The following is a 26,408-nucleotide window of genomic DNA, read 5'->3' on the forward strand; positions in this document are numbered from 1 at the left end:
CCGCTCCGACGCGACAAAGGGGTACCGCGGCATGGCCGACGACATCAGCACGTTCTCAGCAGGCGCCAGAACCCTCCACGACCAGGTGGCCCGCCTCGACGAGGCCGCGGAAGCGCTGGAGGCGTTGCGCGACGCTTACACCGGCGAGGAGCCGCTCGACTCGGGCCTGCAGCGGCTGGCCGAGACTGCGGCCAGGGCGATCCCCGACGCCGACGCCGTCACGGTGTCCGTGGTCACCGCGTCCCGGCCGCGCACGGTGGCCGCCACGGACGCGAGCCTGATCGAGGTCGACGAGAAGCAGTACCGCGCCGGCCGCGGACCGTGCTTCCAGTCGGCCCGCAGCCTGCGCCCCGTGCGCGCTGTGGTCGGCCAACACCTCGACGAGTGGCCGGAGTTCGAAGCCGCGGCCGCTCGCGTGGGCATGTGCGCCTACCTGTCGGTGCCGGTGGTGCTGCCGTCCTCCGCGACGGCCGAAGGGGAACACATCGGCATGCTCAACATCTACAGCCACGCCGAGGCCGCCTTCGACCCGTTCGACGAAGGGCTCATGCGGCTGTTCACCACCGCCGCGTCGGCCACGATCACCAGTGCCCACCGGTGGCAGCGCTCCCAGGAGCGGATGAACCACCTGGAGCAGGCACTGCTCTCACGCGCGGTCATCGACCAGGCGAAGGGCGTGCTCATGGCCGTGCACTCCTGCACGGCCGACGAGGCGTTCAAGATGCTCGTCGAGCAGTCTCAGCGCGACAACGTGAAGCTGCGCGACGTCGCGAAGAACCTGCTCGACTCGGTCACGGGTCAGGGGTAGTAACCCTCCACCGGCACCTTCGCCTCGTCGTAGAGGTACGGCCCGTCCGTCGGCACCTCGGGGAACCCGCCCGACGTCTTCAGCCCGTTCAGCTGACTGGTCGCCAGCGCGAACACCACCTGCCCGATCCCCGACCGCGCCAACGCGCCCGCGCACATCCCGCACGGCTCGCAGCTGGTGTACATCGTGGTTTTCGCGGCCGTCTCCGCGTCCAGCGACTGCGCCGCCCACCGAGCCACCTTCAGCTCAGGGTGGGCGGTGATGTCGTCGTCGGTGAGGCACGAGTTGCGTTCCTCCACGAGCACTTCCCCGTCCGGCCCGACCAGCAGTGACCCGAACGGCGGGTTCCCGCCCTCCCGTGCCTCGGCGGCCAGCGCGATCGCGCGACGCAGGTGTTCTTCGTTCACCGGAGCTCCTCTCGTACCGCGGCCAGTGCGTGCCAGGCGACGTCCGGGCGCCGAGTCTCCTCCGGGTCGCCTGTGAACGGGTCGAGGACCACGGCGTGGGCTCCGTCCGCGCGCAGCCGGGCCACGTCGGCGACGATCTGCTCGACCGTGCCCTCGCCCAGCCGCCGGTCAGCGGGCGGGTGGTCGGTCAGCCGCAGCACGATTCGGGGTGCGAGCAACGGGCGGCGTTCCCCGAGCTCGTCCAGTCGCGCCAAGGACTCCTGCCATTGCTGCGGAGTCTGGCGCAGGGGGTGCCACGCGTCGCCCAGCCGGACCGCGCGGCGCAGGGCGCTGTCGCTGAGGCCGCCCACCCAGATCGGGATGTGCCCGGCGCGGTAGCCGTCGTCGCGCCACGCCTCGCGCAGCGTCGTGATCAGGTCGTCGGTCAGCTTGCCGCGGCGGTCGAACGGGACGCCGAGAGCCGCGAACTCCTGCCGCGCCCAGCCGGCCCCGACGCCGAGCACGAGCCGCCCGTCGCTCAGCTCGGACAGGTTGGCCGCCATCCGTGCGACGAGAAGCGGGTGACGGTACGGCGCGATCAGCACGGTCGTGCCGAGGGTGATCCGCTCGGTGATCCCGGCGAGCCAGGACAGCGTGGTGAACGGCTCGTAAAACGGGGCGGGGTACTGCCCGGCCACGTCCGGGGTCACGACCACGTGGTCGGACACCATCAGCAGGTCGAAGCCCAGGCCTTCCACCGTCCGGGCCCAGTCGCGCAGCAGTGCGGGGCTGGTGCCGGGGCCGAAGTTCGGGACGTTCACGCCGATCAACACGCGCCCCAGGCTAGGCCGGAGGTCACAGCCGGGCGATCCGCAGTTGGACGGGCTGCTACCGCGTCGCGTACGTCCGGCGCAACAACCGGTGAATCCGCCGCACCGCCGCCAGCCGTTCCTCGACGTTGATCGCGAGAGCCCGAACCACCGGGTCCTCAGGCCCCCTCCGCCGCCGGATCTCGGCCAGCCGCTCCTCCACCGTCGTCGGATGCCCGTCCGGGCTGGTGGTCATGTCGGCGTACCACAGCGCGTCCCGCAGCCTGCCGCGTTCGTCGCCGAACTCCGCGAGCCCCGCGGCCTGCCCGGTCAGCTCGGCGACGGCCGAAGCGCCGGAGTGGTGCGCCACCAGGCCGCACACGCGCCGGTCCAGCCCGGCCCGCTGCAGGTAGCGCGCACCGTCCAACGAGTGCAGACCCGTGTCGACGAGCTCGGCGGCGTAGCCGATGTCGTGCACCCACGCGGCGGCGACCAGCAGTTCCCGTTCCTCGACGGGCAGCACCCGCGCCACCTGCTGGGCCCGGCGGGCCACCCCCGCGGTGTGCGCCCAGCGCCGGGGCAGTTCGTCAGCGAGCAGCCGGCGGGCCGTGTTGCGGGCCCAGTCCGACAGCCAAGTTCCGCACATCTCGGGCACATCGGAGGACACAAAGCTGCGCACGGACAGCCGCACCGCGCGTTCGACCAGCAACGGCACGAAGTCGCGCACCCGCGCATCGCCGAACCGCGCATGAGCGCGCGCGACCCACTCGTGCACCAGGCTCGGGGGCACGCCGTCGTGCTCGCGAACCAGCCTGGACTCCAGGCGCTGGATCCGTTCGTCCAGACGGGGCAATGCGGTCGTCAGCACATCGTCCACCCTTCAACAACAACACCGTAGACGGCAACGGCGGTGGGGCGAAGGGGCCCGTGCTAACCGGGTCGAACCGCCTCGCGGTACGGGGTCCAGCGCAAGTGGACGTTCCGGTCCGGCGCGTCGGCCCGCAACAGCGACAGCCGTGGTCGCACGGCGTCGGTGCGCGAGGTCGGCGGTTTCCTGCTGCCTGCCCGGAACTGCACGGGCCACTCGGCGCGGTAGTCCTGTTCGGCCGCCGCGTGCAGTGTCCAATGCGGGTCGTAGAGATGCGTGCGGCCGATCGCGCACAGGTCCGCGCGACCAGCCAGCAGGATCGAGTTGACGTCGTCGTAAGAGGCGATGGCGCCGACCGCGATGACGGCTGTACCGGTCGCTGCAGCGACCTCGTGGCGGATCCGGTCGGCGAACGGGGTTTGGTAGGAACGCCCGTACGCCGGGCGTTCGTCCGCCGTGACCTGGCCGGAGGAAACGTCGATCGCGTCCGCGCCGTGGGCGATGAACGCACGGGCGATCTCGACGGCGTCGTGCTCGGTGTTGCCGTCGGGCACCCAGTCGGTCGCGGACAGCCGCACGATCATCGGCCGCTCGGCCGGCCACGCCGCGCGGACGGCGTCGAACACCTCCAACGGGTACCGCAGCCGGTTCGCGAGCGAGCCGCCGTAGGAGTCGGTGCGCTGGTTCGCGATGGGCGACAGGAACGACGACAGCAGGTATCCGTGTGCGCAGTGCAGTTCGAGCAGGTCGAAACCCGCCTCGGCGCCGCGTTCAGCCGCTGCGACGAACTCGGCCTTGATCCGGTCCATGTCCTCGCTCCCCAAAGCACGCGGCACCGGTGACGCGGGACCGTACGGCAGCGGGGACGGCCCGACGGTCTCCCAGTTGCCGTCGGGCAGCGGTTCGTCCATGCCTTCCCACATCAGCCGCGTCGAGCCCTTGCGGCCGGAGTGTCCCAGCTGCAGACCGATGCGGGCGGTGCTCTGCGAGTGGACGAACGACACGACCCGCGCCCACGAGTCGCGTTGCTCGTCGGTCCACAACCCGGTGCAGCCGGGCGTGATCCGGCCCTCCGGCGAGACGCACACCATCTCGGTCATCACCAGGCCCGCCCCGCCCATGGCCTTGGAGCCCAGGTGTACCAGGTGGAAGTCGCCCGGCACGCCGTCGACGGCGGAGTACATGTCCATCGGCGAGACGATCACCCGGTTCTTCAGCTCCAGCCGCCCGAGCCGGAACGGCTGGAACATCGCCGGTGCCACCTCGGAAAGCCCTTGGGAGGCGGCGAACGCGGCGTCGACGCGGTCGGCGAACTCCGAGTCGCGGGTGCGGAGGTTGTCGTAGGTGATGCGCCGGGACCGGGTGAGCAGGTTGAAGCAGAACCGGGTCGGTTCCTGGCCCGCGTACATGCCGATGTTCTCGAACCACTCCAGCGACGCCTGGGCAGCACGTTGGGTGGACTCCACGACGGGGCGGCGTTCGGCCTCGTAGGCGGTCAGAGCGGCTTCGACGTCACGATGTTCGTGCAGGCAGGCGGCGAGGGCGAGCGAGTCCTCCATCGCGAGCTTGGTGCCCGACCCGATCGAGAAGTGCGCTGTGTGCGCCGCGTCGCCGACGAGCACGAGGTTGCCGTGGTGCCACCGAACGTTCCGCACGGTGGTGAAGCTGAGCCACTTCGAGTTGTTGGCGAACACCTGATGTCCGGCCACCTCCTCGGCGAACAATGACCGGATGCGCTCAACAGCGCGTTCGTCCGAGACGCCCGGCGGGAACTCCTCGCCGGTGTCGAACCCGGCTCGGCGCCACACGTCCTCGTGCATCTCGACGATGAACGTGGAACCGGTGTCGGAGTAGGGATAACCGTGCACCTGCATGGTGCCCCACTCGGTGTCCTTGATGAAGAACTGGAACGCCTCGAAGACCCGGTCGGTGCCGAGCCACATGTACTTGTTGTGGCGCCGGTCCAGCGTCGGCCGGAAGACGTCCGAAAAGGACTGTCGTACCAGCGAGTTGACGCCGTCCGCGCCGACCACCAGGTCGTGCGACGCGCGCAGCAGCTCGGCGTCGGGCGCGGGCGTCGAGAAGTGCACCACCACGCCGAGGTCGCGGCACCGCTGCCGCAGCAGGCCGAGCAGCTCCTTGCGGCTCATCGCGGCGAACCCCTGGCCACCGACGGTGTGGCTTTCGCCGCGGTAGTGGATGTCGATGTCCGTCCAGCGGGCGAACCTGCGGGCCATGGTGTCGGCGAACTCCGGGTCGGCGTTCTCGATACCGCCCAGGGTCTCGTCGGAGAACACCACGCCGAAGCCGAACGTGACGTCCGGGGCGTCGCGCTCCCAGACGGTGATGTCGTGCGCCGGGTCGAGTTGTTTCATCAGCGCGGCGAAGTAGAGGCCACCGGGACCACCACCGACGATCCCGATCTTCACGTCAGCACCTCGTCCTCGACGATCTTGCGGAGCGCGAACCGCTGCAGCTTGCCGCTCGCGTTGCGCGGCAACGAGGTGCGGAACCGGACGTCGCGCGGGTACTTGTACGGAGCGATCGTCTGCTTCACGTGGTCCTGGATCTCCTTGACCTTCGTGGCGTCGCCCTCCACGCCCTCGCGCAGCACCACGAACGCGCACACGACGGAGCCGCGTTCCTCGTCGGGCTTGGCGACGACGGCGGACTCCAGCACGTCCGGGTGCGTGTCGATGGCCTCTTCGACCTCGGGCCCGCCGATGTTGTAGCCGGACGAGACGATCATGTGGTCACTGCGGGCGTGGTAGTGGAAGTAGCCGTCCTCGTCGCGGTGGAAGATGTCGCCGGTGACGTTCCAGCCGCCCACCACGTAGTCCTTCTGCCGCGCGTCGTCGAGGTAGCGGCAGCCGACCGGGCCGATGACGCCGAGCCGTCCCGGTTCGCCCGGCCCGAGCTCGGTGCCGTCCGCGTCGAGCACGGTCGCGCGGTAGCCGGGCACCGGCTTCCCGGTCGAGCCAGGGCGGATGTCGTCACCGGCGGCGGAGATGAAGATGTGCAACAACTCCGTGGCACCGATGCCGTCGATCACCTCGAGCCCCAACCGGTCCCGCAACCGCTGCCAGGTCTCCCGCGGGATGTGCTCACCGGCCGACACCGCGGTCCGCAGCCCGGCGAGCTTGCTTTCCGCGCCGTCCCGCAGGATCGCCTTGTACGCCGTCGGTGCGGTCGCGAGCACCGTGACGCCGTGCTCGGCCACGAGATCCGCGACCTGCAACGGCGTGGCGGCTTCGGTGAGCAGCGCGCAGGCACCGGCCCGCAACGGGAACACCACGAGCATGCCCAGGCCGAACGTGAAGGCGAACGGCGCGGTGCACGCGACGAGGTCGTTCTCGGTCAGCCGCAACACGTGCCGGCCGAACGTGTTGTCGATGGACAAGATGTCGCGGTGGAAGTGCATGGTGATCTTGGGCGTGCCGGTGCTCCCGGACGTCGGCGCCAGCAGCGCCACGTCGTCGGCAGCGGTGTCCACGGCGGTGAACTCCCCCGACTTCGCCTGAGCGCGTACCGCCAGGTCGCGGTACGTCACCACCGGCAGACCTTGAACGTCCTCGGCGAACCGGTCGTCCACCAACGCGATCGACGGACGGGTCCGCTCGACGATGGGCGCGAGTTCGCGGGTGCGCAACGCGGCCATGGTGGTCACGAGAACGCCGCCCGCCTTCAGCACGCCGAGCCACGCGGCCACCGTCCACGGGTTGTTCGGCGACCGCAGCAGAACCCGTTGTCCTGGAACGAGACCGAGGTCCTCGACCAGCACCTGTGCGACCTGGTTGGCGCGGGTCAGCAGTTCGCCGTACGACCACACCTCTCCTGCCGGGGTGCGCAGCGCCGGGCGATCGGGGCCGAACTTCGCCGTCGGCACGTCGATGAGCTCGGTGGCCGCGTTGAGGCGTGCGGGGTAGTGCAGTTCCGGCGTGGTGAACTCGATCGTCGGCCACAGCGCGGCCGGCGGGAGGTGGTCGCGGGCGAAGGTGTCCATGGTCAGTCCTTCCGCGGGCGGCGGGTCAGGCAGTGACGTCAAGCGGGGCGGATCATGCCCTCCTGGGCAACGGTGGCGAGGTGGCGGCCATCGCGGGTGAAGAAGCGGCCGGAGCCCAGACCACGACCACCGTCCGCGGCGACGGCCTCCTGCACGTAGAGCAGCCAGTCGTCGACCGGAGCCGCGCGGTGGAACCACATGGCGTGGTCGAGGCTCGCGGTGACGAGTCCCGGCTCGGCCCACGGCAGGTCGAGCACCCGCAGGATCGGCTCGAGGATCGTGTAGTCGCACATGTAGGCCAGCGCGGCGAGGTCGCGCTGGGCGTCGGTCAGTCCCTCGACCGGGCGCAGCGGGTCGAACGGCTTGAGCCACACCGCCTGGTGCGGCACGCGTTCGCCCTCGACCGCGAGGTAGACGGGGCCGGGCACGTGCCGCATGTCGAAGCTCCGGCCGGCCGACCAGTAGGCCTTCGACTCCTCGGTCATCGTGCCGCCGCTGCGATCGGCGAGGTAGTCCGCCGAACTGGGCAGCTCTTCCGGTTCCGGCACGCTGGTGGTGAACTCGGCCGCGAAGCTGCCACCGGCCTCACCGGCGGCGAAGTTCGCGAGGCAGACGTAGAGCGGCTTGCCGTTCTGGTAGCCGCGGACCTGACGGGTGCTGTAGCCGCGGCCGTCGCGCAGCACCTCGACCTCGTACCGCACCTGCGCGCCGATGTCGGCCGGGCGCAGGAAGTAGCTGTGCATCGAGTGCAACGTCTTGCCGTCGGTGACCGACCGCATCGCCGCGGCCGCCGCGGCCGCCACCAGGTCGCCGCCGTACGCCTTGGGCCACGGGCACGGTTGGGTGACGGCGGTGAAGGCCAGGTCGAAGTGCTCCGGATCGGCCTTCTCCAGGGTGATCGCCTGGGTGAAGATCCCAGAAGTCATCGCTGACGTCATCGGTCCAGCCAATCGCGAAGATCCTCGTCCGGCACGTCGTCCAGGTTGACCACGATGTTCTCCGGCGTCCGGGTCGTCATCCAGGTGAGGGACCTGTTGCGGTCGAGGTTGCACTCGATGTGCGGCATGAACGGCGGCACGAAGACCCAGTCGCCCTCCTCCATGTCGACGTAGTCCTCGAACTTCTCGCCGAAGTAGATCCGCGCGCGGCCGGACAGCACGTACCCGCCGGTCTCGGCCTCGCCGTGGTGGTGGGTGACCGAGCGGTAGCCGGGCTCGTTGGTGACCTTGCCGAACCACAGCTTGGTGGCGGGGGTGTGCTGGATGCTCACGCCCGAGATCCGGATCGCGCCACCGGAGTTCGCGGTGTCCGGGTTCTCCATGCCGCCCCGCGTCACCACCGGTGCGACCAGGCCGCTGGGCAGCCGGTACATCGAGTTGTCGCCTTCGAGCTGGTACTTGCTCAGGTCGGGCTCCATATCTCGTATTCTTCACGACCGTCAGATAGTGTCAATACGCATGAGCCCAGTGGCAGTGAATCCGGCGAGCCTCCCCGCCCCGAGCGGCTACTCCCACGGCACGCTCGTGGGCAACACGCTCCACCTGGGCGGGCAGACCGCCACCGACGCCGAGATGAAGATCATCCCGGGCGGCATCGTCGAGCAGTTCCGCCAGGCGTTCGGCAACGTGCTGACCACGTTGCGCGAGGTCGGCGGTGAGCCGGAAGACCTGGTCAGCATCACGATCTACCTGACCGACATCCCGGACTACCAGGCGCACGGCAAGGAGATCGGCAAGGTGTGGCGCGAGCTCGCCGGACCGGTCTACCCGGCCATGGCGGGCATCGGCTGCACCGGGTTGTGGCAGCCGGAGGCGCTCATCGAGATCCTCGGCGTGGCCGTCATCCCGGACCACCGGCTCCGCACGCCATAGTGTTTCCATGAACAGCGAAATGGGGCCGCAATAGTGAAGCTCGCAGCTGTGACCGTCGACGGCGTCCGCCGGGCCGGTGTCGTGGAAGAGGACTCGATCGCGTTGCTCTCCACCACCGTCGACGACATCGTGCGCGGCGCACCGATGGGCACCCACGGCGAGGTCCTACCGTTGGCGGAGGTCCGCCTGGAAGCACCGCTGCACCGCTTCAACCGCGACATCCTGTGCACCGGCTGGAACTACCTCGACCACTTCCTCGAGTCGTCAGGCAAGCGCGAGGGACAGGGCCCCGCCGAGATGCCGCTGCGACCGACGTTCTTCACGAAGGGCCCGGACACCGTCATCGGCCCGTCCGACGACATCGCCTACGATCCGGAGATCTCCGCGAAGTGGGACTACGAGGCCGAAATCGCGATGGTCATCGGCCGCGACGGCCGGTCGATCCCGGAGGAGAAGGCGCTGGACCACGTCTTCGGCTTCCTCGTCGCGAACGACGTCTCGCAGCGCGATCTCCAACGCGCGCACGGCGGACAGTGGCTGAAGGGCAAGAGCCTCGACGCCACCATGCCGCTCGGACCGTGGATCACCACCGCTGACTCCGTGGACCTCACGGACATGCAGGTGCAGTGCGAGGTCAACGGCGTGCTGCTGCAGAACGCCTCCAGCGCGCAGATGGCGTTCTCCTTCACCCGGATCATCGCCGAACTGAGCCACGGCATGACCTTGCGCGCCGGCGACGTGATCCTCACCGGCACGCCCAGCGGCATCGGCGCCGCCCGTGAGCCGCAGCTCTTCCTGCACGACGGCGACGTCGTGGTGACTCGTGTCAGCGGGCTGGGCGAGCTGCGCAACACTGTCACCCTGACGGAACTGAGCTGACGAGGAGAGGGCCCTGAACGTCGCGCTGACCACAGAACCAACGGTTGCCGCCGGCCGCGACCGCCTCGGCCCGCTCATCGTCACGCTCTTCGGCCTGTACGCCCGCGGCGAGGACAACTGGCTCTCCGTCGCGTCCGTCGTGCAGCTGATGGCCGACCTCGGCGTGGAAGGCCAGGCCGTCCGGTCCTCGATCTCCCGCCTCAAGCGCCGCGGCGTGGTCCGCAGCGACCGCCGCGACGGCGCCGCGGGCTACGCCCTGTCCGAACCGACCCTGGAAATGCTCGCGGAAGGCGACGCGCGGATCTTCGAGCGCAGGCGCGCGACCACCGAGGACGGCTGGCTCGTCGTCGTGTTCTCCGTGCCCGAGTCCGAACGCGAGAAGCGCCACGCGTTGCGCACCAGCCTGACCCAGCTCGGCTTCGGCACCGCCGCGCCCGGCGTCTGGGTCGCGCCGGGCAACCTGGCCACGGAGACCAGGCGCACCCTGGAACGCCGCGGCCTGGCCGAGTACGTCGACATCTTCACCGGCCAGCACTTCGCGTTCGGCGACCTGCGCTCCAAGGTCCGGTCGTGGTGGGACCTCGACGAGCTGGCCGATCTCTACGCCGACTTCCTGCGCCGCCACCGCCCCGAGCTCGACATCGCGATCGTCACGCCGGAGCAGGCGTTCGGGCTCTACGTGCCGATGCTGACCCAGTGGCGGCGCCTGCCCTACAGCGATCCCGGCCTGCCCTTGGCCCTGCTGCCGCCGGGGTGGAACGGCGTCACCGCGGAAGCGTTGTTCGAGCAGCTGAACACGACGTTGAGCGCACCGGCCCGCGAGCACGCGCTGGCCGTGATCCACAGACGCGGATAGCTCACGGTTCGACTCCTCGCAGCCGGAGGTGGGCCAGCAACGGCTGCGAATGGCTGTGCAGGTTGGCGATCGGATACGCCTGCATCGCGACGCCGAGGTCCGGCAACGCCCAGGTCTCGCCGGGCCGGTCGCTTTCCGGAGCGAGGTAGCAGTCGGGGCCGGACAGCGTGCCCGTCCAGACGTCGGGGTAGGCGGTGGTGTGCGCGTGCAGGGTCATCCGCCGCCACTCGTCCCACGCCAGGTCCGGGTCGTACTTCGAGGCGGCCCAGACCAGCGTCATGTTGACGGAGAACCAGATTTGGCTCGGCGTGGAGATCGGCCACCGGTGCCGGGCTCCCAGCGGTGATCCGGCGCGGCACGTCTCGTCGATCGTCTTGAGCAACGCGCGCGCTTGGTCGGGTGTGGCCGCACCGCACAGGATCGCCCACGGCTGCACCTCCAGCCACAGGTCGTGATCACCGATCGGAGCGCCACCGGGTGCGTGGGCCCGGCGGAACCACTTGCCGTTCCACTCGCTCGCGACTCTCGCCTTCAGGTCGGCCGCGCGCTCCCGTGCTTCGGTTGCGGTGGCGTGGTCGCCGAGCCGTTCGCACAACTTGGCGTACACCGGGAGCACCCAGGCGGCCATCGCGGAGTTGAGCACCGACTCGCCGCGTTCGATCATCAGCTCGCGGTCCACGCCGGACTCGGTGATGGCGAGGTCGTTCCAGTCGGCGTTGAGGATGCGGACGTGCCCGTGCTCCCCCACCCCGACCACGTCCGCGAAGAACCTGAACTGGCGCCGCAGGTTCTCGGCCAACTCGACCGGCTCCGCTTCGTGACACGGGTGGTACGGCACCGGCTCGCGGAACGCGGCGAGGTCACCGGTGGCCGCGGCGTACTCGGCGGCCAGCCAGAGGGCCCACAGGTTCTGGTCGGACGGGCGGAACAGCTGGGTCCACGGTTGTTTGCGGCCGTCGAGGGCGTACGGCAGGTCGCCGTCGGGGCTGCCCCAGGCGCAGGTGTTGCGCAGCACCGAGAGGGCGAGGTCCGGTTCGAGGTGGACGAGCGGGAGCGCGTGTTGCAGCGGATCCCTTGCCGCGCCGTTGAAACCGTGCCGGAACGCGTAGGCCGAGCCCTGGTTCAGGGTGTGGCCGCCGAGCATGCCGTCGGCGCACGCGGCACCGGTGAGCAACGCTGCGTGCCACGAGATCTCGGGGGTGGCGGTTGGCAGGCGCTTGTGCAGTGCAGCAAGGCTTTCTGCGTACAGGGCAGCTGGGTCCGCAGGCTCACCGGCGAGCCCGAACCGGAACCACACCGAGGTCCGTTCGCCGGGTGGCAGCTCCACCGGGACCGCGAGCGTCAACGGCCCGGCGGTGGTCTCGACGCGCTCGCCGCCGAACTCTTCCAGCACCACAAGGGGTGCGTCCGGCGGAGCGACGTACTCCGGCACGGCACCGAACTCCAGGTTCACCAGCCGCGGTCGCACCACCCATTCCTCGGTCAGGGTGCCCCGCAACACCTCCGAGCCCCGGTTGACCAGGTCGACCTTGATCAGCACCCACGGCGCCTCGCCCTCCGGACACAGCACCGTGCGTTCGACGTCACCGACCGCGACCCGGAAGAACGTGGGACCGAACAGCTTCGTCGGAGCCGCGTCCGTCGACAGCTCACCAAACCGGGAAATGCCGGTGTGCTCGGCGATCCACCAACAACCGACGTGCTCGTCCCACACGCTGCAGAGTCCGTCGCTGTCGGCCACCAACGTGATCCGGCGGTTGCCCACGTGCACCCGGTGCCGGGTCGACGGCGGGTCGATGATCGGATCCCACCGCGTCGGGCCTGCCCGGTAGTCGAACGCGGGCAGGCCCTCGGCCGTCGTCCACTCCCCGAACGCGCTCACACTCACCAGCGTTGCGCCGCACCGGGGTTCGGGCTAGGTCCGTTCAGCGCCAGAAGCTCCGGCGACGCTCCTTTCCGGCAGCGAACTCCTGCAGCACCTGCTTGGCCCGCGCCCACAGCTGGTCGACGTCGCCGCCCGCGATGAGCTCGGTGACCAACCGCCGCAACGGTTCCCAGGCCGGGTCCTGCGTGGTGGCGAGGAGGGTGCCCAGCCGGCTGGCCAGGTCGGCGAGCAGGTCCCGGCGTTCCCAGGCCGGCAACCCGGCGTCCCTCTCCAGGCGCTGCACCTCCACCGCGGCGATCTCGCGCAGATCCGTCGGGTTGCCGGGTGCGCCTCCACCGTGCGTCAGCTTCGGCGCAGCGCCGCCAAGACGAAGACGACGAGCTTGTGGCGCCGGTGGCGCGAACCCGGCTGGTGCCCCAGGTGCTGCGGGCGGCGGGAACGCGGCAGGCGCCGCCATGAGAGGCATCGGCGGCCCGCCGTAACCCCCTGCCTGCGCGGCGAACATCGGCACCGGCATCTCCCAGCCCGCCGGCCGTTCGACCGGCTGCACCACGCGGTGGACCGTCCCGTCGGACACGACCCGCTCGTCCACCGCCACGAACGCGGTGAAGCGGCACAGCACACCGAACCGCAGCGAGGTCTGCACGATCTCCTGCTCCACCGACCTGTCGCCGGTCGCGTACCGGTCCTCGAGATCACGCAGCGCCGCACGGGCCCACTGCGCTCGGACCGCAGGCGAATCGACCTCACGCACGACCACGGTCTGCTCCCAGTCCGCGCCGTCCCGGGTCCGGCCGCGCACGGTGACAACCTCAGGAGTCTCGCGGTACCGGCCGAGCGCCACCAGCGGCACACCCGGATAGATGGCCGAGGGCTGCCGGGGCAGCGAGGACGACGGCGAGACCACCACATCGGTGATCAGCGGCGCGCCGATGCGGCGTTGGATGTGCGCCATTGCCTCGTCCAGGCGGTCTTCGCTTTCCACGAGCTCGCACCGGCCCGCGCCGGCCGCGGCCAGCCTGCCGAGGAAGCCCGCGTTGACGGCCGTGTCGATGCCGACGGCGTGCACCCGCGTCCGGTTGAGCAGCGGCGTGATGTCGCGCAGCAGTTGGTCCTCGTTGCCGACCTGGCCGTCCGTCACGAGGACCAGGACGGGGTCGCGGCCCTCGCTCGCTCGGGCGAGCAGGGTGAGTCCCTCGCGCAGCGGTTCGAACATCTCGGTGCCGCCGCGCGCCTGGACTCCAGCGAGGTGTTCGACGGCGCGGAAGCGGTGGCGGTCGGTGGCCGCGACGAGTCCGGTGCCGAGGTCCGGCCGTTCCACCCGGTCGTCGAAGGTGAGCACGGCGAACGTGTCGTCCGCGGTGAGGGTGTCGACGATGCGGGCGGCCGCGCGCCTGGCCGCGACCATCTTCCAGCCGGACATGCTGCCGGAGCGGTCGAGCAGCAGCACGACGTCGCGCGGACGAACCGGGCCAGAAGGCTCGGGCGGCAGCACCGTCAGCTGATAGGTGCCACCTTCAGCGTCGGGCACGCACACGGCCGAAGAACTGTTGCCCGCGTAGGTGAGGCGCAGCACGAAGTCGCGGTCGACCCGCTCCCCCGGCTCGACGCTGACGGTGTTTCCCTCCGTCACCACGGTGTGCAGGCTCGACCGCACCTCGCCGAGCTCCAGCCCGGCCGGGTCGATCTGCACGCCGATGCCGAGCCGCACCGGGTTCGGGAAGCCGGGCAGCAGTACCGGTGGCGTGATCCGGGACGCGTCCGGCACGACGTCGGTGTCCGACGCGTACCCGTCGCCGACGGACGGACCCGACAGCGGCGTGCCCGGCACGTACCGAGGCGCCACCACGAGCGGGAACCGGAACGTGGCCGCGCCGTCCTCGAACACCAGCGGCCCCACCAGGGTCAGCTCGACGGTGACCCGTTCGCCCGCCGGGATGTTGCCGACCCGCATGGTGAAGACGTCGGGCCGCTCCTCCTCGACGATCGACGCTTGTCTGCCCGACGCGATGGCGTCGTCGTAGGTCTGCCGCGCCTGAGCGCGTTCCTGCAGTTCTGCCTCGACCACCCGGTCGCCGGCGGTCATCTTCATGCCGGTGACGGCGGCGCGGTCCGGCAACGGGAACACGTAGGTCGCTTCGAGCGCCGTGTCGTAGGAGTTCACGAAGCCGGTCGTCAGCACGACGCGGCCGACGAGCCCGGTGATCGTCGCCCGCACGTCCAAGCGTTCCAGCGGCAGGTTGCCGCGTTCGGTGCGCAGCGCGCCGACACCCGCGTCCTCGCTCACCAGCCCGACGCGGTCCAGCTCCGCGGACTTCATCGGGGCGACGGAGAAGGTCATGACGATTCCCTTTCGTTGAGCAGACCACGGGCGGCGAGCAGGTCGAGCAAAGGCCGTGCGGCGGCGGCGATGTCCGCGACGTCGGCGGCGGTGGGCGTACCCGGCACCAGCAGCACGGCACCACCTCCGAGCGCTACTCCGTTCAGCGGAACCGCGGGCGCTTCCGGCGATTTGACCGGCGCGGCAACGGGTTCCGCCCAGAACCGCGGGCGAACGGCTTCCGGTGGCGGTGTTTCGCCGGACCGGAGCAGTTGGTCGGGCACGCGGGCGATGGCCGCCAGCGTCGTGTCGGTGGCGCCCGCGAGCTCGGCTTGGATCTCGGCCAGCGCCCTCCCCTCCGACTGCAGTCTCTTCACGGCCACGAGCTGGAGCAGGTGGCGCTTCTCGTACAACGCGGTGCGGCCGCGCATCGCCGACGGCCGATCGACCAGCCCCGTCGTCGCGTACCAGCGCACGGCCCGTCGGTCGGGTACGTCGCGCACACGACCGTTGGGCGCGCCCGAGTACTCCGCCGTGAGCGCGGCGGAGACACGTTCCAGCAACTCGTCGAGCGTCCACACACCTCGATACTGACACTGCAACCATGACAGTGTCAACGTTGCAGTCGGGAGTAGCGTGACCACTTGCTGAGCGTGACCAAACCTGCACTGAGGGGGCATGGAATGAGAGGCTTGGCAATACTGGCAACGCTTTTACTGGTGCTGACCCCGGCCGCCGCCGCATCGGGCATCACCGTCGACTCCAACCGCCCGACGTTCTGGAAGGGCGAAGTCCGCAAGTCCGACCCGCGGCTGCGTGACGTGCCCGAGTGCCGTACGAACGGCTGCGACCGCGCGTCCGTCTCCGCCGGCTGCCCGCGGGCCTGCGGGCGAAACCCGGCGGCGTCGAGCTGGCGATCCAGGCGGTCGGCGCCACTCCCGACGACAGCCTCGGGTTCGCCGTCTACCAGGGCACGCGGCGCGTCGCTGTGGCAGACGCGCAGATCGGCCCGGCCCGGTCGGTCTGGCTGCCGAAGATCACCGCCCGCTACACCGTCTACGTCTTCTACAACCCGTTCGTACCGGAGCTGGGATCCGACGTCGTCCGCTACGAAGGCCTGCTGGAGAACGAGAACTCGCCTCGTTCGTCCACGCGCGAACTGCTGCCGGACCTGGAGGCGCTCCCCCAGCGGTACGCGACGTTCGAGACGCCACCGCCGTTCTTCGACGACGTCGCGGCGCCGGGTTCGTCGTGCTTCCGCAGCGAGGTGGAGGAGCAGAAGGCCCGCACGTGCCTGCGCTTCGGCCAGGCGATGGCGAACGTCGGCGAGGGCCCGGTCGACGTGCGCTACCAGACGCCCGCCGGCCAGCGCCCGCACGAAGTCCCCGGCTCCCAACGCATCTACCGCGCCGACGGGACGTTCCGCGACATCCCGTCCGTGGGAACGATGCATTACCACTCGATCCACAGCCACTACCACTTCGAGGACTTCTCGGTCTCCACGCTGGAGAACGCGGCCGGCACCGTCGTCGCGACCGGCAAGAAGAACGGTTTCTGCATGGCCGACACCGAGATGCCCTGGTGGGCACGCAAGGGCAACGCACCGCAGAGCTACCCGGCGCCGCGCTGCCTCGACCCCGAACCGACGTCACCGCCCGGCATCGACGCGTTCAAGAACGGCATCTCGCGCGGCTGGGCCGACGAGTACTGGTGGGCGCTGCCGGACCAGATGATCGAGGTCAGTTCGTTGCAGGACGGCACTTACACGCTCGTCACCCGCGTCGACCCCGCCGGCAAACTGCGCGAGGCCGCCGAACGGAACAACTGCGTCAAGATCCCGATCACGCTGTCCGGGCTTGGCACCGCTACTCCGAAAGCCGCACTCGGAAGCGCCTCTACACCCTGCTGACCCATCGTGGGTCGCTGTCGCATCACGAGCTGGGAAATTGTTGGGGCACAGGGAAAATCAAGGGCGGGGTCGGTGATCTGGGTCACCGACCCCGTGCCTATCCTTGCGCCGTCACCTCGCTCCCTCCCCTGCATCCTCCGCTCGCGAGACGGGAAGAACCCATGACCGAGATCATCAGCAACTTCTTCGGCCGCCCCAAGAACGACACCCCCGCCGCCACCCACGACGTCGTGGTGACGGACGTGCTCGCGCCCACCGCGCCTGCCGACCACGAGTCCGACGCCAAGGAGCAGGTGGAAGGCGAAGCGCACGAGGAGATCTCGGGCGAGGTCGACGGCGCAGCGGCCGAGCAGGACGAGGAGGCCGGCGCGGCGGAGGACGAGGCAGAGGCCGTCTCCGAGGACGAGGCCGACGACGCCGAAAAGGTTGACGGCGCTGAGGATTCCGACGGGGTCGAGGCGTCCGACGAGGTCGAGGCGTCCGACGAGACCGAAGCCTCAGATGAGGTCGAGGCGTCCGGCGACACCGACGAGTCCGACGAAGCCGACGAGTCCGAGGAGTCCGAGGAGTCCGACGAGGCAGAAGCCTCCGACGAAACCGAAGCGTCCGAGGAATCTGACGAGCCCGCTGCGGCCGACGCCGACGAGTCCGAGGAAACCGAAGAGGACGAGGACACCGAGCCCGCCGCCGAGACCGAGCCCGCCGTCGAGACCGAGCCCGTCGTCGAGGCCGTCCCGGTCGTCGTCCCCGAGCCGGCCGCCGAAGCCGAGCAGACCCGTCCCGCCGCCGGCACCCGCGGCAACGTCACGGTCGAACACAGCGTCGTCGCCAAGGTCGTCACCCTCGTCGCCGCCAAGATCGACGGCGTGCACAGCCTTGCCGCGGACGGCATTTCCGTCGAGGTCGACGGCGACGTCGCCACGATCAAGGTCTCGCTGGTCATCGAGTTCGGCCACGCCGTCAAGGCACTGGCCGAGCAGGTCCGCACCGACGTGATCGAGGCCGTCGAGCAGTTCCTGAACTTCGACGTCGCGGCCGTGGACGTGCACATCAGCGACATCCACCTGCCGACCGCCTGACCAAAACCGCAGCGGGGCCACGGCGCGTGGGGTGCCGTGGCCCGCGAGGTCTGCATCCGTCCCTGCGGTGAGTCGGAAAACCCGGTGCTGTGCCGGCCCGAGCAACGGGTAGGGTGCCGCGGGTCCCGAATTACACCGTGGAGATTCGCGTCCGCGTGGCCAACGCGGAGGACGGAGAGGACGAGTGCGCACGGACGAGGTCGGCCATGACGCTGCTCTGGGCCGGCTCAAAACCATGAAAGAGCAGATCCTGTACGCGCTGGAGCACATGCCGCGCGGCAGCTCGGTGGAGGACGTGCGCCGCTGGCTGAGCAAGCAGGGCCAGAAGAAGGTGCCCAGCAGGCCGTACGCCACGCCGATCGTGAACGAGTGGCGTGCCCGCAACGGCATCACCGACACGGCCGGCAACGTGCTCCTCACGCCGGAGCTGATCGCGGAGCTGGACCAGGCCGAACGAACCCCTGCGGAACCGGTGAAACCCGCTGGTGCCAAGGGTTTCTACCTGGTCGCGCTGATGAGCATCGGCGTCAGCGTCGACACGTCGTGGCGGTTCTTCGAGCAACGCCTGGGAATCACCGACGTCGTCGAGCGGGTCGTGCTGTTCTCCGTCATGGAAGCGGCGCTCATCGCCTGCGGCTGGGCCATGCGCGGCGGCGTGCGCCGGGACGGCCGTCCTGGGCCTGCGCGCCTGGTCGCCTGGGGGCTGACCGCCTTCGCCGCGTTCGCTGCGCTGAGCCTGTCCGGCCCGGTCGCGGGTTTCGCGCGCGTCCTGCTCGGACCGGTCCTCGGACTGGTGATGCTGCACCTCGCGCTGGGCATCGAAATCCGCGCCACGCGCCAGCACACGACCACCTGGGCACGAATCGGCCGTGAGCTGCGCGAGCGCCTGTTGTCGTTGCTGGGCTTGGGCGACGACCACCGCGACGCCCTGGCACGCACGCGCGACCGGGCGGCGTTGCGGGCCGCCAAGCTGGCGCTGGCCAGCAGGTGGACACCGTTCCGCACCTCTCGTCTGCGCAAGGCCCTGCACGCGTCGCACGTCGCACACGACCCGGCGCAGAAGGACCGGATGCTGCGCGAACTGGGCGTGCTCCAGCACGCCAAGAAGCTCGCCGAGACCACGCAGCCGTCGCCGTGGTGACCTTCACCGCCGACACCGGGCTGGCGACCGAGATCGCCGGCCTGGTGAACCGGGTGTACGCCGAGGCGGAGGCCGGACTCTGGGTCGACGGCGCGAGCCGGACCACCGAAGCCGAGGTGGCCGGCCTCATCGACGCTGGTGAGATCGCGGTGGCTCAAACCGAAGACCGCGTCGTCGGATCGGTCCGCATCCAGCAGCTGGACGACGGCCTCGGCGAGTTCGGCATGCTGGTCGCCGCGCCGGACCAACGCGGCACCGGCCTCGGCAGGGAGCTCGTGCGCTTCGCCGAGCAGTGGGCACGTTCCCACGGCCTGGCCGCCATGCAGCTCGAACTGCTGGTGCCGCGGACCTGGAAGCATCCGGTCAAGGAGTTCTTGCGCGGCTGGTACACCCGCATCGGCTACCAGGTCGTGCGCACCGGCGACTTGAACGCGGACTTCCCGCACCTGGTGCCGCACCTCGCCTGCCCGTGCGACTTCCTGATCTTCCGCAAGGACCTTTCCCAATAGTTGAACTCTGGACCAGATTCGCCACGACCCGAGGTACCGTCCGCTGATCCCCAACGGATGGAGAAGAGCTGTGCGCCGTCGTATGCGTGGCACCGCAGTTGCCGCGATCGCGCTGACCCTGGTGACGACTGCCTGCGCGAAGGACTCCGGCAACAACGCGAGTTCGACCAACGCCGCCGGTGCCGCGTGCGAGTTCTCGACGCCGCCCAGCGCTCCCCCGGCCACCAGCACCACCGCCACGGACAGCCAGAAGGTCGACGGCAGCGCGCTGAAGGTCGGCCTGGCCTACGACATCGGCGGCCGCGGTGACGCGTCGTTCAACGACCTCGCCGCCGCCGGGTTCGACCAGGCGATCAAGGACATGGGGGTCAAGAAGGAGAACACGCGCGAGCTCTCCGCCGCCCCGAACGAGGACGAGTCCGCCAAGCAGACCCGGCTGCGCCAGCTCGCGTCCGAGGGCTTCAACCCGATCGTCGGCGTCGGCTTCGCGTACACGGAGTCGCTGAAGGTCGTCGCGCCGGAGTTCCCGAACGTCAAGTTCGGCCTGGTCGACTCGGCCGTCGAGGGCGCGGCCAACGTGACGCCCCTGGTCTTCGCCGAGCAGGAGGGCGCGTTCCTGGCCGGCGTCGTGGCCGCGTACCAGAGCAAGAAGTGCCACGTGGGCTTCGTCGGCGGCGTGGACATCCCGCTGATCCAGAAGTTCGAGGCCGGCTACAACCAGGGCGCCCGCACCGCAGCGCCGAAGGTGAAGATCGACAAGAAGTACATCACCCCGGCCGGCGACTTCACCGGCTTCCAGGACCCGCCGAAGGGCCAGGAGGCCGCCAAGGGCCTGATCGACAAGGGCGCGGACGTCGTCTACCCGGCAGCGGGCGCGTCCGGCATCGGCGTGTTCGCCGCGGTGAAGCAGGCGGGCGTGCTGGCGATCGGCTGCGACGCCGACCAGTACAGCCAGCCCGCGCTCGCCGCCAACCGCGATGTCATCGTCGCGTCCAGCCTCAAGCGCGTCGACGTCGCCGTGTACGACTTCTTCCGCGCCGCCGCGAAGAACGACCTCGCGTCGCTGCCCAAGGTGTTCGACCTGAAGGTCAACGGCATGGGCTACGCGACGTCGGGCGGCAAGATCGACGCGAAGCTGCAGGGCATCCTCGAGGGCTACAAGGCGCAGATCATCGAAGGCAAGATCAAGGTCGCGTCGCAGCTGTAGCGCGAACTCACGTCGGCCGCGCCCGCAATGCCACGGGCGCGGCCGACGCGCGTTCAGACCTCGATCGACTCGATGGCCGCGAGAGCGAGCGGCGCGGCCGTCTCCAAGTACCGGTGGGCCAGCGTCTGGAACAGCTGCTCCGCCTCGATCGCCGGCCAGTCGTCCGCCAGCAGCTCGGCCGGCAGGTGCGGATCCTGCCGCACCAGGTCGAGCCAGTCCCCGTGCATCACCAGCTGCCGGGCCAGATCGTCGGGCAACGAGTCGGCCGGCTCGCGCCACCGGGCCAGGAAGGCCTGGTAGCGAGCCGCGATCGCGGCCGTGTCGAACGCGCGCGTCGCCAGGTCGGCCGCCTCGGTCGGCTTGGCGTGCTGCGCGGTGAAGACGGTGACGTTCTCGCTGAGCCCCAGGTCGGCGACCATCTCGGCCACGTCGCGCGTCCCCGGCGCGATCCACAGGCCGTTCTGCACCGGGCCGAAGCCCGCCCACTGCAGCTGTGAGCGCAGGTCGTGGCGGTCGCCGCGGCGGCCTTCCGGCAGGGAGAAGCCGACCAGCGTCCAGGTGCCGTCCCAGTCCCTGTTCACGGCGCCGCGCTGCCAGATGCGCCGCTCGCCGTCGTGCAGGACGTCCTTGGCGCGCGACGTGAGTCCGAAGTAGACCTTGCGGCCGTTGCGGTGCTTGGTGAGCAGGCCGCGCGAGGTCATCCGGGTCAGGGTCGAGCGCACGGCCTCCTCGGACACGTCGACGCGGCCGAACACGTCGATCACGCTGCCCGAGTAGACCGCGATGTCACGGCCCAGCACGTACAGGCCGAGGAAGTTGAGCATCAAGGACTGCGGCGTCACGCCTGACACGATACATGTTGGTCACTATCTAGACGAGCGTCACGAATGTGCCGTACGTTGGGCGCGTTCACCAACGGAGAGGACTCGTCGGATGGAGCTGTCGGGGAAGGTCGCGATCGTGACCGGGGCCGGCCGTGGGCTGGGGCGTGCGTACGCGGAAGCCTTGGCGCGCAACGGGGCGAAGGTGGTCGTCAACGACGTCGACGCCGCGGCCGAGGAGGTTGCCGCGAGCATCGGCGGCAAGGCCGTCATCGCGCCGGTCGGGTCGACCGAGACCGCGGAGCAGCTGGTCGCGACCGCCGTCGAGGAGTTCGGGCGGCTCGACGTGCTGGTCACGAACGCCGGGATCCTGCGCGACAAGGTCCTGTGGAAGATGAGCGACGACGACTTCGACGCCGTGATCAACGTGCACCTGCGCGGCACGTTCACGTGCGCCCGCGCGGCGGCGATCAAGATGCGCGAGCAGGGCACCGGCGGCAGCCTCGTGCTGGTCTCGTCGCCGGCCGGGCAGCGCGGCAACTTCGGGCAGACCAACTACGCCGCCGCCAAGGCCGGAATCGCCGCGATGGCACGGACGTGGGCGCTGGAGCTGGCGCGGGCGGACATCGCCGTCAACGCGGTCGTGCCGGTCGCCGTCACCGAGATGACCAAGACGATTCCGGCGTTCGCACCGCTGATCGAGGAGTCCGAACGGACCGGCACGCCGCTGCCCGCGTGGGTGCGCAAGGACGAGGGCCTCGGCACCGTCGAGGACGTCGCGGAACTGATCGTCTACCTCGCCTCTGACCAGGCGAAGGGTGTGACGGGACAGGCGATCGGCATCGGCGGCGACCGGCTCGCGCTGTGGTCGCACCCGGCCGAGAAGCAGGTCGAGTTCGCGGACGGCGGCTGGACGGCAGCGGCGATCGCCGACCAGTGGGGCAAGTTCGACCCCGAGACGTACGGCATCCCGGCTCCGGTGGCGCCATGAAGGTGGACGATCTCGTCGCCATCGACGTGCACACGCACGCGGAGATCTCGAGCGACGGCCACAGTTCGCTGAGCCCCGCGCTGCTCGAAGCGTCCGCGAAGTACTTCAAGGCGGGCCACCGGCAGCCGACGATGGCGGAGACGGCGGCCGTCTACCGCGAGCGCAAGATGGCCGCGGTGATCTTCACGGTCGACGCCGAGCACGCCACCGGCCACCCGCGCATCTCCAACGAGGAGATCGCCGCGTCCTGCGCCGAGCACGCCGACGTGCTGATCCCGTTCGCGAGCGTCGACCCGTGGAAGGGCCGCACCGCGGTACGGGAGGCGCGCCGGCTCGTGGAGGAGCACGGCGTGCGCGGGTTCAAGTTCCACCCGAGCCTGCAGGACTTCGCGCCGAACGACCGGATGGCCTACCCGCTGTACGAGGTGATCGAGGAGCTCGGCGTGCCCGCACTGTTCCACAGTGGACAGACCGGGATCGGCGCCGGGGTGCCCGGCGGCGGTGGCATCAGGCTCAAGCACTCCAACCCGATGCTGGTCGACGACGTCGCCGTCGACTTCCCGCACCTGAAGATCGTGCTCGCGCACCCGTCGTTCCCCTGGCAGGACGAGGCGCTCGCGGTGGCCACGCACAAGCCGTTCGTGTACATCGACCTGTCCGGCTGGTCGCCGAAGTACTTCCCGCCGCAGCTCGTCCGCTACGCCAACACGCTGTTGCAGGACAAGGTCCTCTTCGGCTCGGACTTCCCGGTGATCACGCCGGACCGCTGGCTCGCCGACTTCGCCAAGCTCGACATCTCGGACGAGGTCCGTCCCAAGATCCTCAAACACAACGCAGCCCGCCTGCTCGGACTCGTGAAGGAAGACGCATGACCACCACGGTGCAAGGACTCGACGAGCTCAAAGCGCTCGCGGGCAAGGACCTCGGCCACACCGACTGGCTGCAGATCGAGCAGGGCCGCGTCAACACGTTCGCCGACGCGACCGACGACCACCAGTGGATCCACGTCGACCCCGAACGGGCCGCGGAGGGGCCGTTCGGCGGCACGATCGCGCACGGTTACCTCACGCTGGCCCTGCTCATCCCGCTGATGACCGAACTGCTCGACGTCTCGGGCGTGCGCATGAGCATCAACTACGGACTGGACAAGGTCCGGTTCCCCGCACCCGTCCCGGTCGGCGCCAAGATCCGCCTCAACGGCAAGGTCGCGGACGTCGAAGACGTCAAGGGCGACGGCGTGCAGATCACCATCGACTTCACCGTCGAGATCGAGGGTTCCGCCAAGCCCGCGTGCGTCGCGCGCGGCGTCTACCGCCACTACGTCTGAGAGATGAGAGTGCCATGGCGACAACAACGCAGTTACGCCGTGCTGTCACGTCCAGCTTCCTCGGCAGTGTGATCGAGTACTACGACTTCCTGCTCTACGCCACCGCTTCCGCGGTGGTGTTCAACAAGGTCTTCTTCTCCTCGCTCGACCCGCTCGTGGGCACGATCGCGAGCTTCGGCACGTTCGCCACCGGCTACCTCGCCCGCCCGCTCGGCGGTGTCCTCTTCGGACACTACGGCGATCTGCTGGGCCGCAAGAAGATGCTCGTGCTCACCATGAGTCTGATGGGTGTGGCGAGCTTTCTGATCGGCCTGCTGCCCACATACGCCCAGGTCGGCTGGCTCGCCCCGGCCGGTCTGGTGTTGTTGAGGGTCGTGCAGGGCATCTCGGTCGGCGGCGAGTGGGGCGGCGCGGTGCTGATGTCCGCCGAGCACGCCACCAGCAGGCGCGGGCTGTGGGCCAGCTTCACCAACGCCGGTGCGCCGTGTGGCATGGTGCTGTCGACCGCCGCGCTCACCGGTACCGCCGCACTGGTCGGTGAGAAGGCGTTCCTCGACTGGGGCTGGCGGGTGCCGTTCCTGCTCAGCCTGGTGCTGCTCGGCATCGGCCTGTTCATCCGCATGAAGGTCGAAGAGACTCCGGTGTTCAAGGCCGAGCGCAAGAGCACCTCGGCGCCGCTGATGGACGTGCTGCGCAACCACCCGCGCACGCTGCTGCTCGCCATCGGTGTCGGCCTCTCGGCGTTCGTCGCGCAGTCGACGCTGACGACTTTCATCCTCGCGTACGGCGTTCAGGCGGGTAACAGCAGGCAGTCCATCCTCAACGCGCTGACACTGTCGTCCGCACTCGCGGTGATCGGCATCATCGCCTGGTCGGCGTCGTCGGACAAGTTCGGGCGCAGGCCGGTCGTGCTCGCCGGTGCCGTGCTGATGGCCGCGTTCGGCTTCGCGCTGTTCCCGTTGGTGGACAACGGGATGGTCGTCGTCGCGCTGATCCTCGGCCAGGCCGTGATCCACCCGATGATGTACGGCCCGCTCGCCGCGCTCTACAGCGAGCTGTTCAGCACCGGCAGCCGCTACACCGGTGCCTCGCTCGGCTACCAGCTCGCCGGCCTGGGCGCGGGTCTCGCCCCGTTGCTGTTCGCCCAGGTGCAGAAGTCCGCCGGCACGGGCGCCATCCCGTTCATCCTGGCCGCGTTCTGCGTGCTCACCGTCCTCTGCACGGTCGCACTGCGCGAGACCAGCCACACCAGCCTGACAGGAGACAGGGATGCGGAACGCGGGACTGGGCAGCTGGCCCCACCGCCGCGCGCGCATGGCGCCGAAGCGTGAAGCCTTCACCTACAACGGCGTCTCCACCACCTACGGCGAGCTCGCGGTCCGCACCACGAAGCTGGCCCGGCAGCTCGAAGCACTAGGTGTCCGGCACGGTGACCGCGTCGCCTACCTCGGCCCCAACCACCCGACGTTCGCCGAGACGATGTTCGCCACGCACCAGCTCGGCGCGATCTTCGTCCCGCTGAACTTCCGCCTCTCCCCTGCCGAGATCAACTACCAGCTGGCCGACTGCGGCGCGCGCGTGCTGATCCACGCGCCGTCGCACCAGGCGGAGCACGAGCGCGCCATCTCGCTCTCCGACTACGAGGCCTGGCTCGCGGGCGGCTCAGCCGAGCCGCTCGACGAGCCGGTCACGATCGACGAGCCCGCGTTGATCCTCTACACCTCCGGCACCACCGGCAGGCCCAAGGGCGCGGTGCTGAGCCACGCCAACCTGCTCTGGAACACGTTCAACCTGATGATCGGCGTCGACGTGTCCACAGAGGACATCACGCTGGTCTCGGCACCGCTCTTCCACGTCGCCGCGCTCACCCAGACGCTGCTGCCCACCTTCATCAAGGGCGGGCACAGCGTGATCACCCCGCGCTGGGACGTGGAGGACTGCCTCGACCTGATCCAGGGCTACGGCGTGACCTGGATGTTCGGCGTGTCGACGATGTACGCCGACCTGGCCGCGTCACCGCGCTGGCCCACCGCGGACCTGTCGTCGCTGCGGGTGCTGCTGTGCGGCGGCGCGGCGGTCCCGGACGCCGTGATCCGCACCTACCAGGACCGCGGCCTGGTGTTCTGCCAGGGTTACGGCCTCACCGAGACCGCACCGGGTGCGTCGTTCCTGGAAGCGGCGGACAGCGTGCGCAAAGCCGGTTCGGCCGGGACGCCGGTGTTCTTCGGCGACCTGCGGCTGGCCGACACCGGCGAGATCGAGGTGCAGGGCCCCAACGTCACCCCGGGCTACTGGAACGACCCGGTCGCCACCGCGGCCGCGTTCACCGAGGACGGCTGGTTCCGCACCGGCGACCTCGGCCGGCTCGACGACGGTCACCTGTACGTCCTCGACCGGCTCAAGGACATGTTCATCTCCGGCGGCGAGAACGTGTACCCGGCCGAGGTCGAGAACGCGATCACCGACCACCCGGACGTCGCCGAGGTGGCGGTCGTCGGCGTTCCGGACGCGCGGTGGGGCGAGGTCGGGCGTGCGTTCGTGCGGCCGCACGACGGTGCTGCGGTCGATGCGGCCAGGCTGCGGGAGTTCCTGTTGCCGCGCCTGGCGAAGTACAAGATCCCCGTGCACGTGGAGGTGGTGAGCGAGCTGCCGCGCACAGGGTCCGGCAAGATCCTCAAGCCCGCGCTCCGCCGCTTGCCGCTGTGACAGGGCGACGGCACGCCTGAACGGGGTCACACA

Annotated in this window: 25 protein-coding genes; 14 read left to right on the forward strand and 11 right to left on the reverse strand. The window is 69.9% G+C overall.

Annotated elements, in window-relative coordinates:
• The first annotated feature begins 31 nt into the window (after window positions 1-31).
• A complete protein-coding gene (locus tag DI276_RS22685; protein WP_112266490.1) occupies window positions 32-808 on the forward strand; it encodes an ANTAR domain-containing response regulator in 777 nt (258 codons plus the stop codon).
• On the opposite strand, the gene DI276_RS22690 is transcribed toward DI276_RS22685, so the two are convergent.
• The 7 genes from DI276_RS22690 to DI276_RS22720 are packed head-to-tail and all read right to left on the reverse strand — an operon-like array spanning window position 799 to window position 8,291.
• Window positions 799-1,215, reverse strand: a complete 417-nt coding sequence (locus tag DI276_RS22690; protein WP_112266492.1) for a nucleoside deaminase — start codon at window positions 1,213-1,215, stop codon at window positions 799-801. The genes DI276_RS22685 and DI276_RS22690 overlap by 10 nt on opposite strands.
• Window positions 1,212-2,027 carry an LLM class flavin-dependent oxidoreductase gene (locus DI276_RS22695; RefSeq protein WP_112266494.1) on the reverse strand — a complete coding sequence of 272 codons (816 nt, stop codon included), beginning with the start codon at window positions 2,025-2,027 and terminating at the stop codon, window positions 1,212-1,214. The genes DI276_RS22690 and DI276_RS22695 overlap by 4 nt, the downstream gene beginning before the upstream one ends.
• A 55-nt stretch (window positions 2,028-2,082) precedes the next feature.
• A complete protein-coding gene (locus DI276_RS22700) occupies window positions 2,083-2,880 on the reverse strand; it encodes a three-helix bundle dimerization domain-containing protein (protein ID WP_232836847.1) in 798 nt (265 codons plus the stop codon).
• A 53-nt stretch (window positions 2,881-2,933) separates the two neighbouring features.
• Window positions 2,934-5,300, reverse strand: coding sequence for a bifunctional salicylyl-CoA 5-hydroxylase/oxidoreductase (locus DI276_RS22705; protein WP_112266496.1), 2,367 nt, complete (start codon window positions 5,298-5,300; stop codon window positions 2,934-2,936).
• Window positions 5,297-6,874 carry an AMP-binding protein gene (locus tag DI276_RS22710; RefSeq protein ID WP_112266499.1) on the reverse strand — a complete coding sequence of 526 codons (1,578 nt, stop codon included), beginning with the start codon at window positions 6,872-6,874 and terminating at the stop codon, window positions 5,297-5,299. Before DI276_RS22710 ends, DI276_RS22705 begins: the two co-directional genes overlap by 4 nt.
• Window positions 6,875-6,912: 38 nt before the next feature.
• Window positions 6,913-7,800: an acyl-CoA thioesterase gene (locus DI276_RS22715; protein ID WP_198680828.1), complete on the reverse strand. Its 888-nt coding sequence runs from the start codon at window positions 7,798-7,800 to the stop codon at window positions 6,913-6,915.
• A gap of 8 nt (window positions 7,801-7,808) precedes the next feature.
• Entirely contained in the window at window positions 7,809-8,291 is a 483-nt protein-coding gene (locus DI276_RS22720) for a cupin domain-containing protein (protein WP_112266503.1), read from the reverse strand.
• A gap of 40 nt (window positions 8,292-8,331) precedes the next feature.
• Here DI276_RS22720 and DI276_RS22725 point away from each other — a divergent pair, with 40 nt between their 5' ends.
• From DI276_RS22725 to DI276_RS22735, 3 genes are all read left to right on the forward strand, one after another.
• A complete protein-coding gene (locus DI276_RS22725) occupies window positions 8,332-8,745 on the forward strand; it encodes a RidA family protein (protein ID WP_198680829.1) in 414 nt (137 codons plus the stop codon).
• A 33-nt stretch (window positions 8,746-8,778) separates the two neighbouring features.
• Window positions 8,779-9,624 (forward strand): fumarylacetoacetate hydrolase family protein, encoded by an 846-nt coding sequence (locus DI276_RS22730; protein WP_112266507.1) that lies wholly within the window; start codon window positions 8,779-8,781, stop codon window positions 9,622-9,624.
• 76 nt (window positions 9,625-9,700) lie between these two features.
• Window positions 9,701-10,480 carry a PaaX family transcriptional regulator gene (locus tag DI276_RS22735; protein WP_232836897.1) on the forward strand — a complete coding sequence of 260 codons (780 nt, stop codon included), beginning with the start codon at window positions 9,701-9,703 and terminating at the stop codon, window positions 10,478-10,480.
• A gap of 1 nt (window position 10,481) precedes the next feature.
• Here the strand turns inward: DI276_RS22735 and DI276_RS22740 are convergent, their stop codons facing one another.
• From DI276_RS22740 to DI276_RS22750, 3 genes are read right to left on the reverse strand one after another with little or no spacing between them, the layout of a single operon-like run.
• Window positions 10,482-12,362 (reverse strand): GH36-type glycosyl hydrolase domain-containing protein, encoded by a 1,881-nt coding sequence (locus DI276_RS22740; protein WP_112266511.1) that lies wholly within the window; start codon window positions 12,360-12,362, stop codon window positions 10,482-10,484.
• Between the two features lie 43 nt (window positions 12,363-12,405).
• The gene (locus tag DI276_RS22745; protein WP_112266513.1) at window positions 12,406-14,706 is read right to left on the reverse strand and encodes a VIT domain-containing protein; all 2,301 of its coding nucleotides are present in this window, start codon (window positions 14,704-14,706) and stop codon (window positions 12,406-12,408) included.
• Window positions 14,703-15,266 carry a MerR family transcriptional regulator gene (locus DI276_RS22750; protein WP_232836848.1) on the reverse strand — a complete coding sequence of 188 codons (564 nt, stop codon included), beginning with the start codon at window positions 15,264-15,266 and terminating at the stop codon, window positions 14,703-14,705. Before DI276_RS22750 ends, DI276_RS22745 begins: the two co-directional genes overlap by 4 nt.
• A gap of 248 nt (window positions 15,267-15,514) precedes the next feature.
• On the opposite strand from DI276_RS22750, the gene DI276_RS22755 reads away from it, so the two are divergent.
• From DI276_RS22755 to DI276_RS22775, 5 genes are all read left to right on the forward strand, one after another.
• On the forward strand, window positions 15,515-16,594 hold the full coding sequence (locus tag DI276_RS22755; RefSeq protein WP_112266527.1) for a lysyl oxidase family protein: 1,080 nt from the start codon (window positions 15,515-15,517) through the stop codon (window positions 16,592-16,594).
• A 161-nt stretch (window positions 16,595-16,755) separates the two neighbouring features.
• Window positions 16,756-17,673 (forward strand): Asp23/Gls24 family envelope stress response protein, encoded by a 918-nt coding sequence (locus DI276_RS22760; protein ID WP_112266529.1) that lies wholly within the window; start codon window positions 16,756-16,758, stop codon window positions 17,671-17,673.
• Window positions 17,674-17,857: 184 nt separating this feature from the next.
• Window positions 17,858-18,814, forward strand: a complete 957-nt coding sequence (locus DI276_RS22765) for a hypothetical protein (protein WP_112266531.1) — start codon at window positions 17,858-17,860, stop codon at window positions 18,812-18,814.
• The gene (locus DI276_RS22770; RefSeq protein WP_112267605.1) at window positions 18,811-19,323 is read left to right on the forward strand and encodes a GNAT family N-acetyltransferase; all 513 of its coding nucleotides are present in this window, start codon (window positions 18,811-18,813) and stop codon (window positions 19,321-19,323) included. Before DI276_RS22765 ends, DI276_RS22770 begins: the two co-directional genes overlap by 4 nt.
• An 82-nt stretch (window positions 19,324-19,405) precedes the next feature.
• Complete coding sequence (locus tag DI276_RS22775) at window positions 19,406-20,530, forward strand: BMP family lipoprotein (RefSeq protein WP_112266533.1); 1,125 nt, start codon at window positions 19,406-19,408, stop codon at window positions 20,528-20,530.
• A gap of 53 nt (window positions 20,531-20,583) precedes the next feature.
• Here the strand turns inward: DI276_RS22775 and DI276_RS22780 are convergent, their stop codons facing one another.
• Window positions 20,584-21,372 carry a PaaX family transcriptional regulator gene (locus DI276_RS22780; RefSeq protein ID WP_232836849.1) on the reverse strand — a complete coding sequence of 263 codons (789 nt, stop codon included), beginning with the start codon at window positions 21,370-21,372 and terminating at the stop codon, window positions 20,584-20,586.
• Between the two features lie 91 nt (window positions 21,373-21,463).
• Between DI276_RS22780 and DI276_RS22785 the strand changes: the two genes are divergently transcribed.
• From DI276_RS22785 to DI276_RS22805, 5 genes are read left to right on the forward strand one after another with little or no spacing between them, the layout of a single operon-like run.
• Window positions 21,464-22,342, forward strand: a complete 879-nt coding sequence (locus tag DI276_RS22785) for an SDR family oxidoreductase (protein WP_112266535.1) — start codon at window positions 21,464-21,466, stop codon at window positions 22,340-22,342.
• Window positions 22,339-23,214: an amidohydrolase family protein gene (locus DI276_RS22790; protein ID WP_112266537.1), complete on the forward strand. Its 876-nt coding sequence runs from the start codon at window positions 22,339-22,341 to the stop codon at window positions 23,212-23,214. The genes DI276_RS22785 and DI276_RS22790 overlap by 4 nt, the downstream gene beginning before the upstream one ends.
• On the forward strand, window positions 23,211-23,669 hold the full coding sequence (locus tag DI276_RS22795) for a MaoC family dehydratase (protein WP_112266539.1): 459 nt from the start codon (window positions 23,211-23,213) through the stop codon (window positions 23,667-23,669). Before DI276_RS22790 ends, DI276_RS22795 begins: the two co-directional genes overlap by 4 nt.
• Window positions 23,670-23,683: 14 nt before the next feature.
• Entirely contained in the window at window positions 23,684-25,000 is a 1,317-nt protein-coding gene (locus tag DI276_RS22800; RefSeq protein ID WP_112266542.1) for an MFS transporter, read from the forward strand.
• Window positions 24,939-26,375, forward strand: a complete 1,437-nt coding sequence (locus DI276_RS22805; protein WP_112266544.1) for an acyl-CoA synthetase — start codon at window positions 24,939-24,941, stop codon at window positions 26,373-26,375. Before DI276_RS22800 ends, DI276_RS22805 begins: the two co-directional genes overlap by 62 nt.
• The last annotated feature ends 33 nt before the right edge of the window (window positions 26,376-26,408 follow it).

This window comes from Lentzea terrae (genome assembly GCF_003265345.1).
In the GTDB taxonomy this organism is placed as follows: Bacteria; Actinomycetota; Actinomycetes; order Mycobacteriales; family Pseudonocardiaceae; genus Lentzea; species Lentzea terrae.

What these genes read in the sequence shown, in the direction of transcription:
- DI276_RS22745 (WP_112266513.1), bottom strand. Translation starts at nt 14,706, where the DNA reads ATGACCTTCTCCGTCGCCCCGATGAAGTCCGCGGAGCTGGACCGCGTC.
- DI276_RS22800 (WP_112266542.1), top strand. Translation starts at nt 23,684, where the DNA reads ATGGCGACAACAACGCAGTTACGCCGTGCTGTCACGTCCAGCTTCCTC.
- DI276_RS22760 (WP_112266529.1), top strand. Translation starts at nt 16,756, where the DNA reads ATGACCGAGATCATCAGCAACTTCTTCGGCCGCCCCAAGAACGACACC.
- DI276_RS22785 (WP_112266535.1), top strand. Translation starts at nt 21,464, where the DNA reads ATGGAGCTGTCGGGGAAGGTCGCGATCGTGACCGGGGCCGGCCGTGGG.
- DI276_RS22715 (WP_198680828.1), bottom strand. Translation starts at nt 7,800, where the DNA reads ATGACTTCTGGGATCTTCACCCAGGCGATCACCCTGGAGAAGGCCGAT.
- DI276_RS22710 (WP_112266499.1), bottom strand. Translation starts at nt 6,874, where the DNA reads ATGGACACCTTCGCCCGCGACCACCTCCCGCCGGCCGCGCTGTGGCCG.
- DI276_RS22805 (WP_112266544.1), top strand. Translation starts at nt 24,939, where the DNA reads ATGCGGAACGCGGGACTGGGCAGCTGGCCCCACCGCCGCGCGCGCATG.
- DI276_RS22720 (WP_112266503.1), bottom strand. Translation starts at nt 8,291, where the DNA reads ATGGAGCCCGACCTGAGCAAGTACCAGCTCGAAGGCGACAACTCGATG.
- DI276_RS22795 (WP_112266539.1), top strand. Translation starts at nt 23,211, where the DNA reads ATGACCACCACGGTGCAAGGACTCGACGAGCTCAAAGCGCTCGCGGGC.
- DI276_RS22775 (WP_112266533.1), top strand. Translation starts at nt 19,406, where the DNA reads ATGCGTGGCACCGCAGTTGCCGCGATCGCGCTGACCCTGGTGACGACT.
- DI276_RS22685 (WP_112266490.1), top strand. Translation starts at nt 32, where the DNA reads ATGGCCGACGACATCAGCACGTTCTCAGCAGGCGCCAGAACCCTCCAC.
- DI276_RS22790 (WP_112266537.1), top strand. Translation starts at nt 22,339, where the DNA reads ATGAAGGTGGACGATCTCGTCGCCATCGACGTGCACACGCACGCGGAG.
- DI276_RS22725 (WP_198680829.1), top strand. Translation starts at nt 8,332, where the DNA reads ATGAGCCCAGTGGCAGTGAATCCGGCGAGCCTCCCCGCCCCGAGCGGC.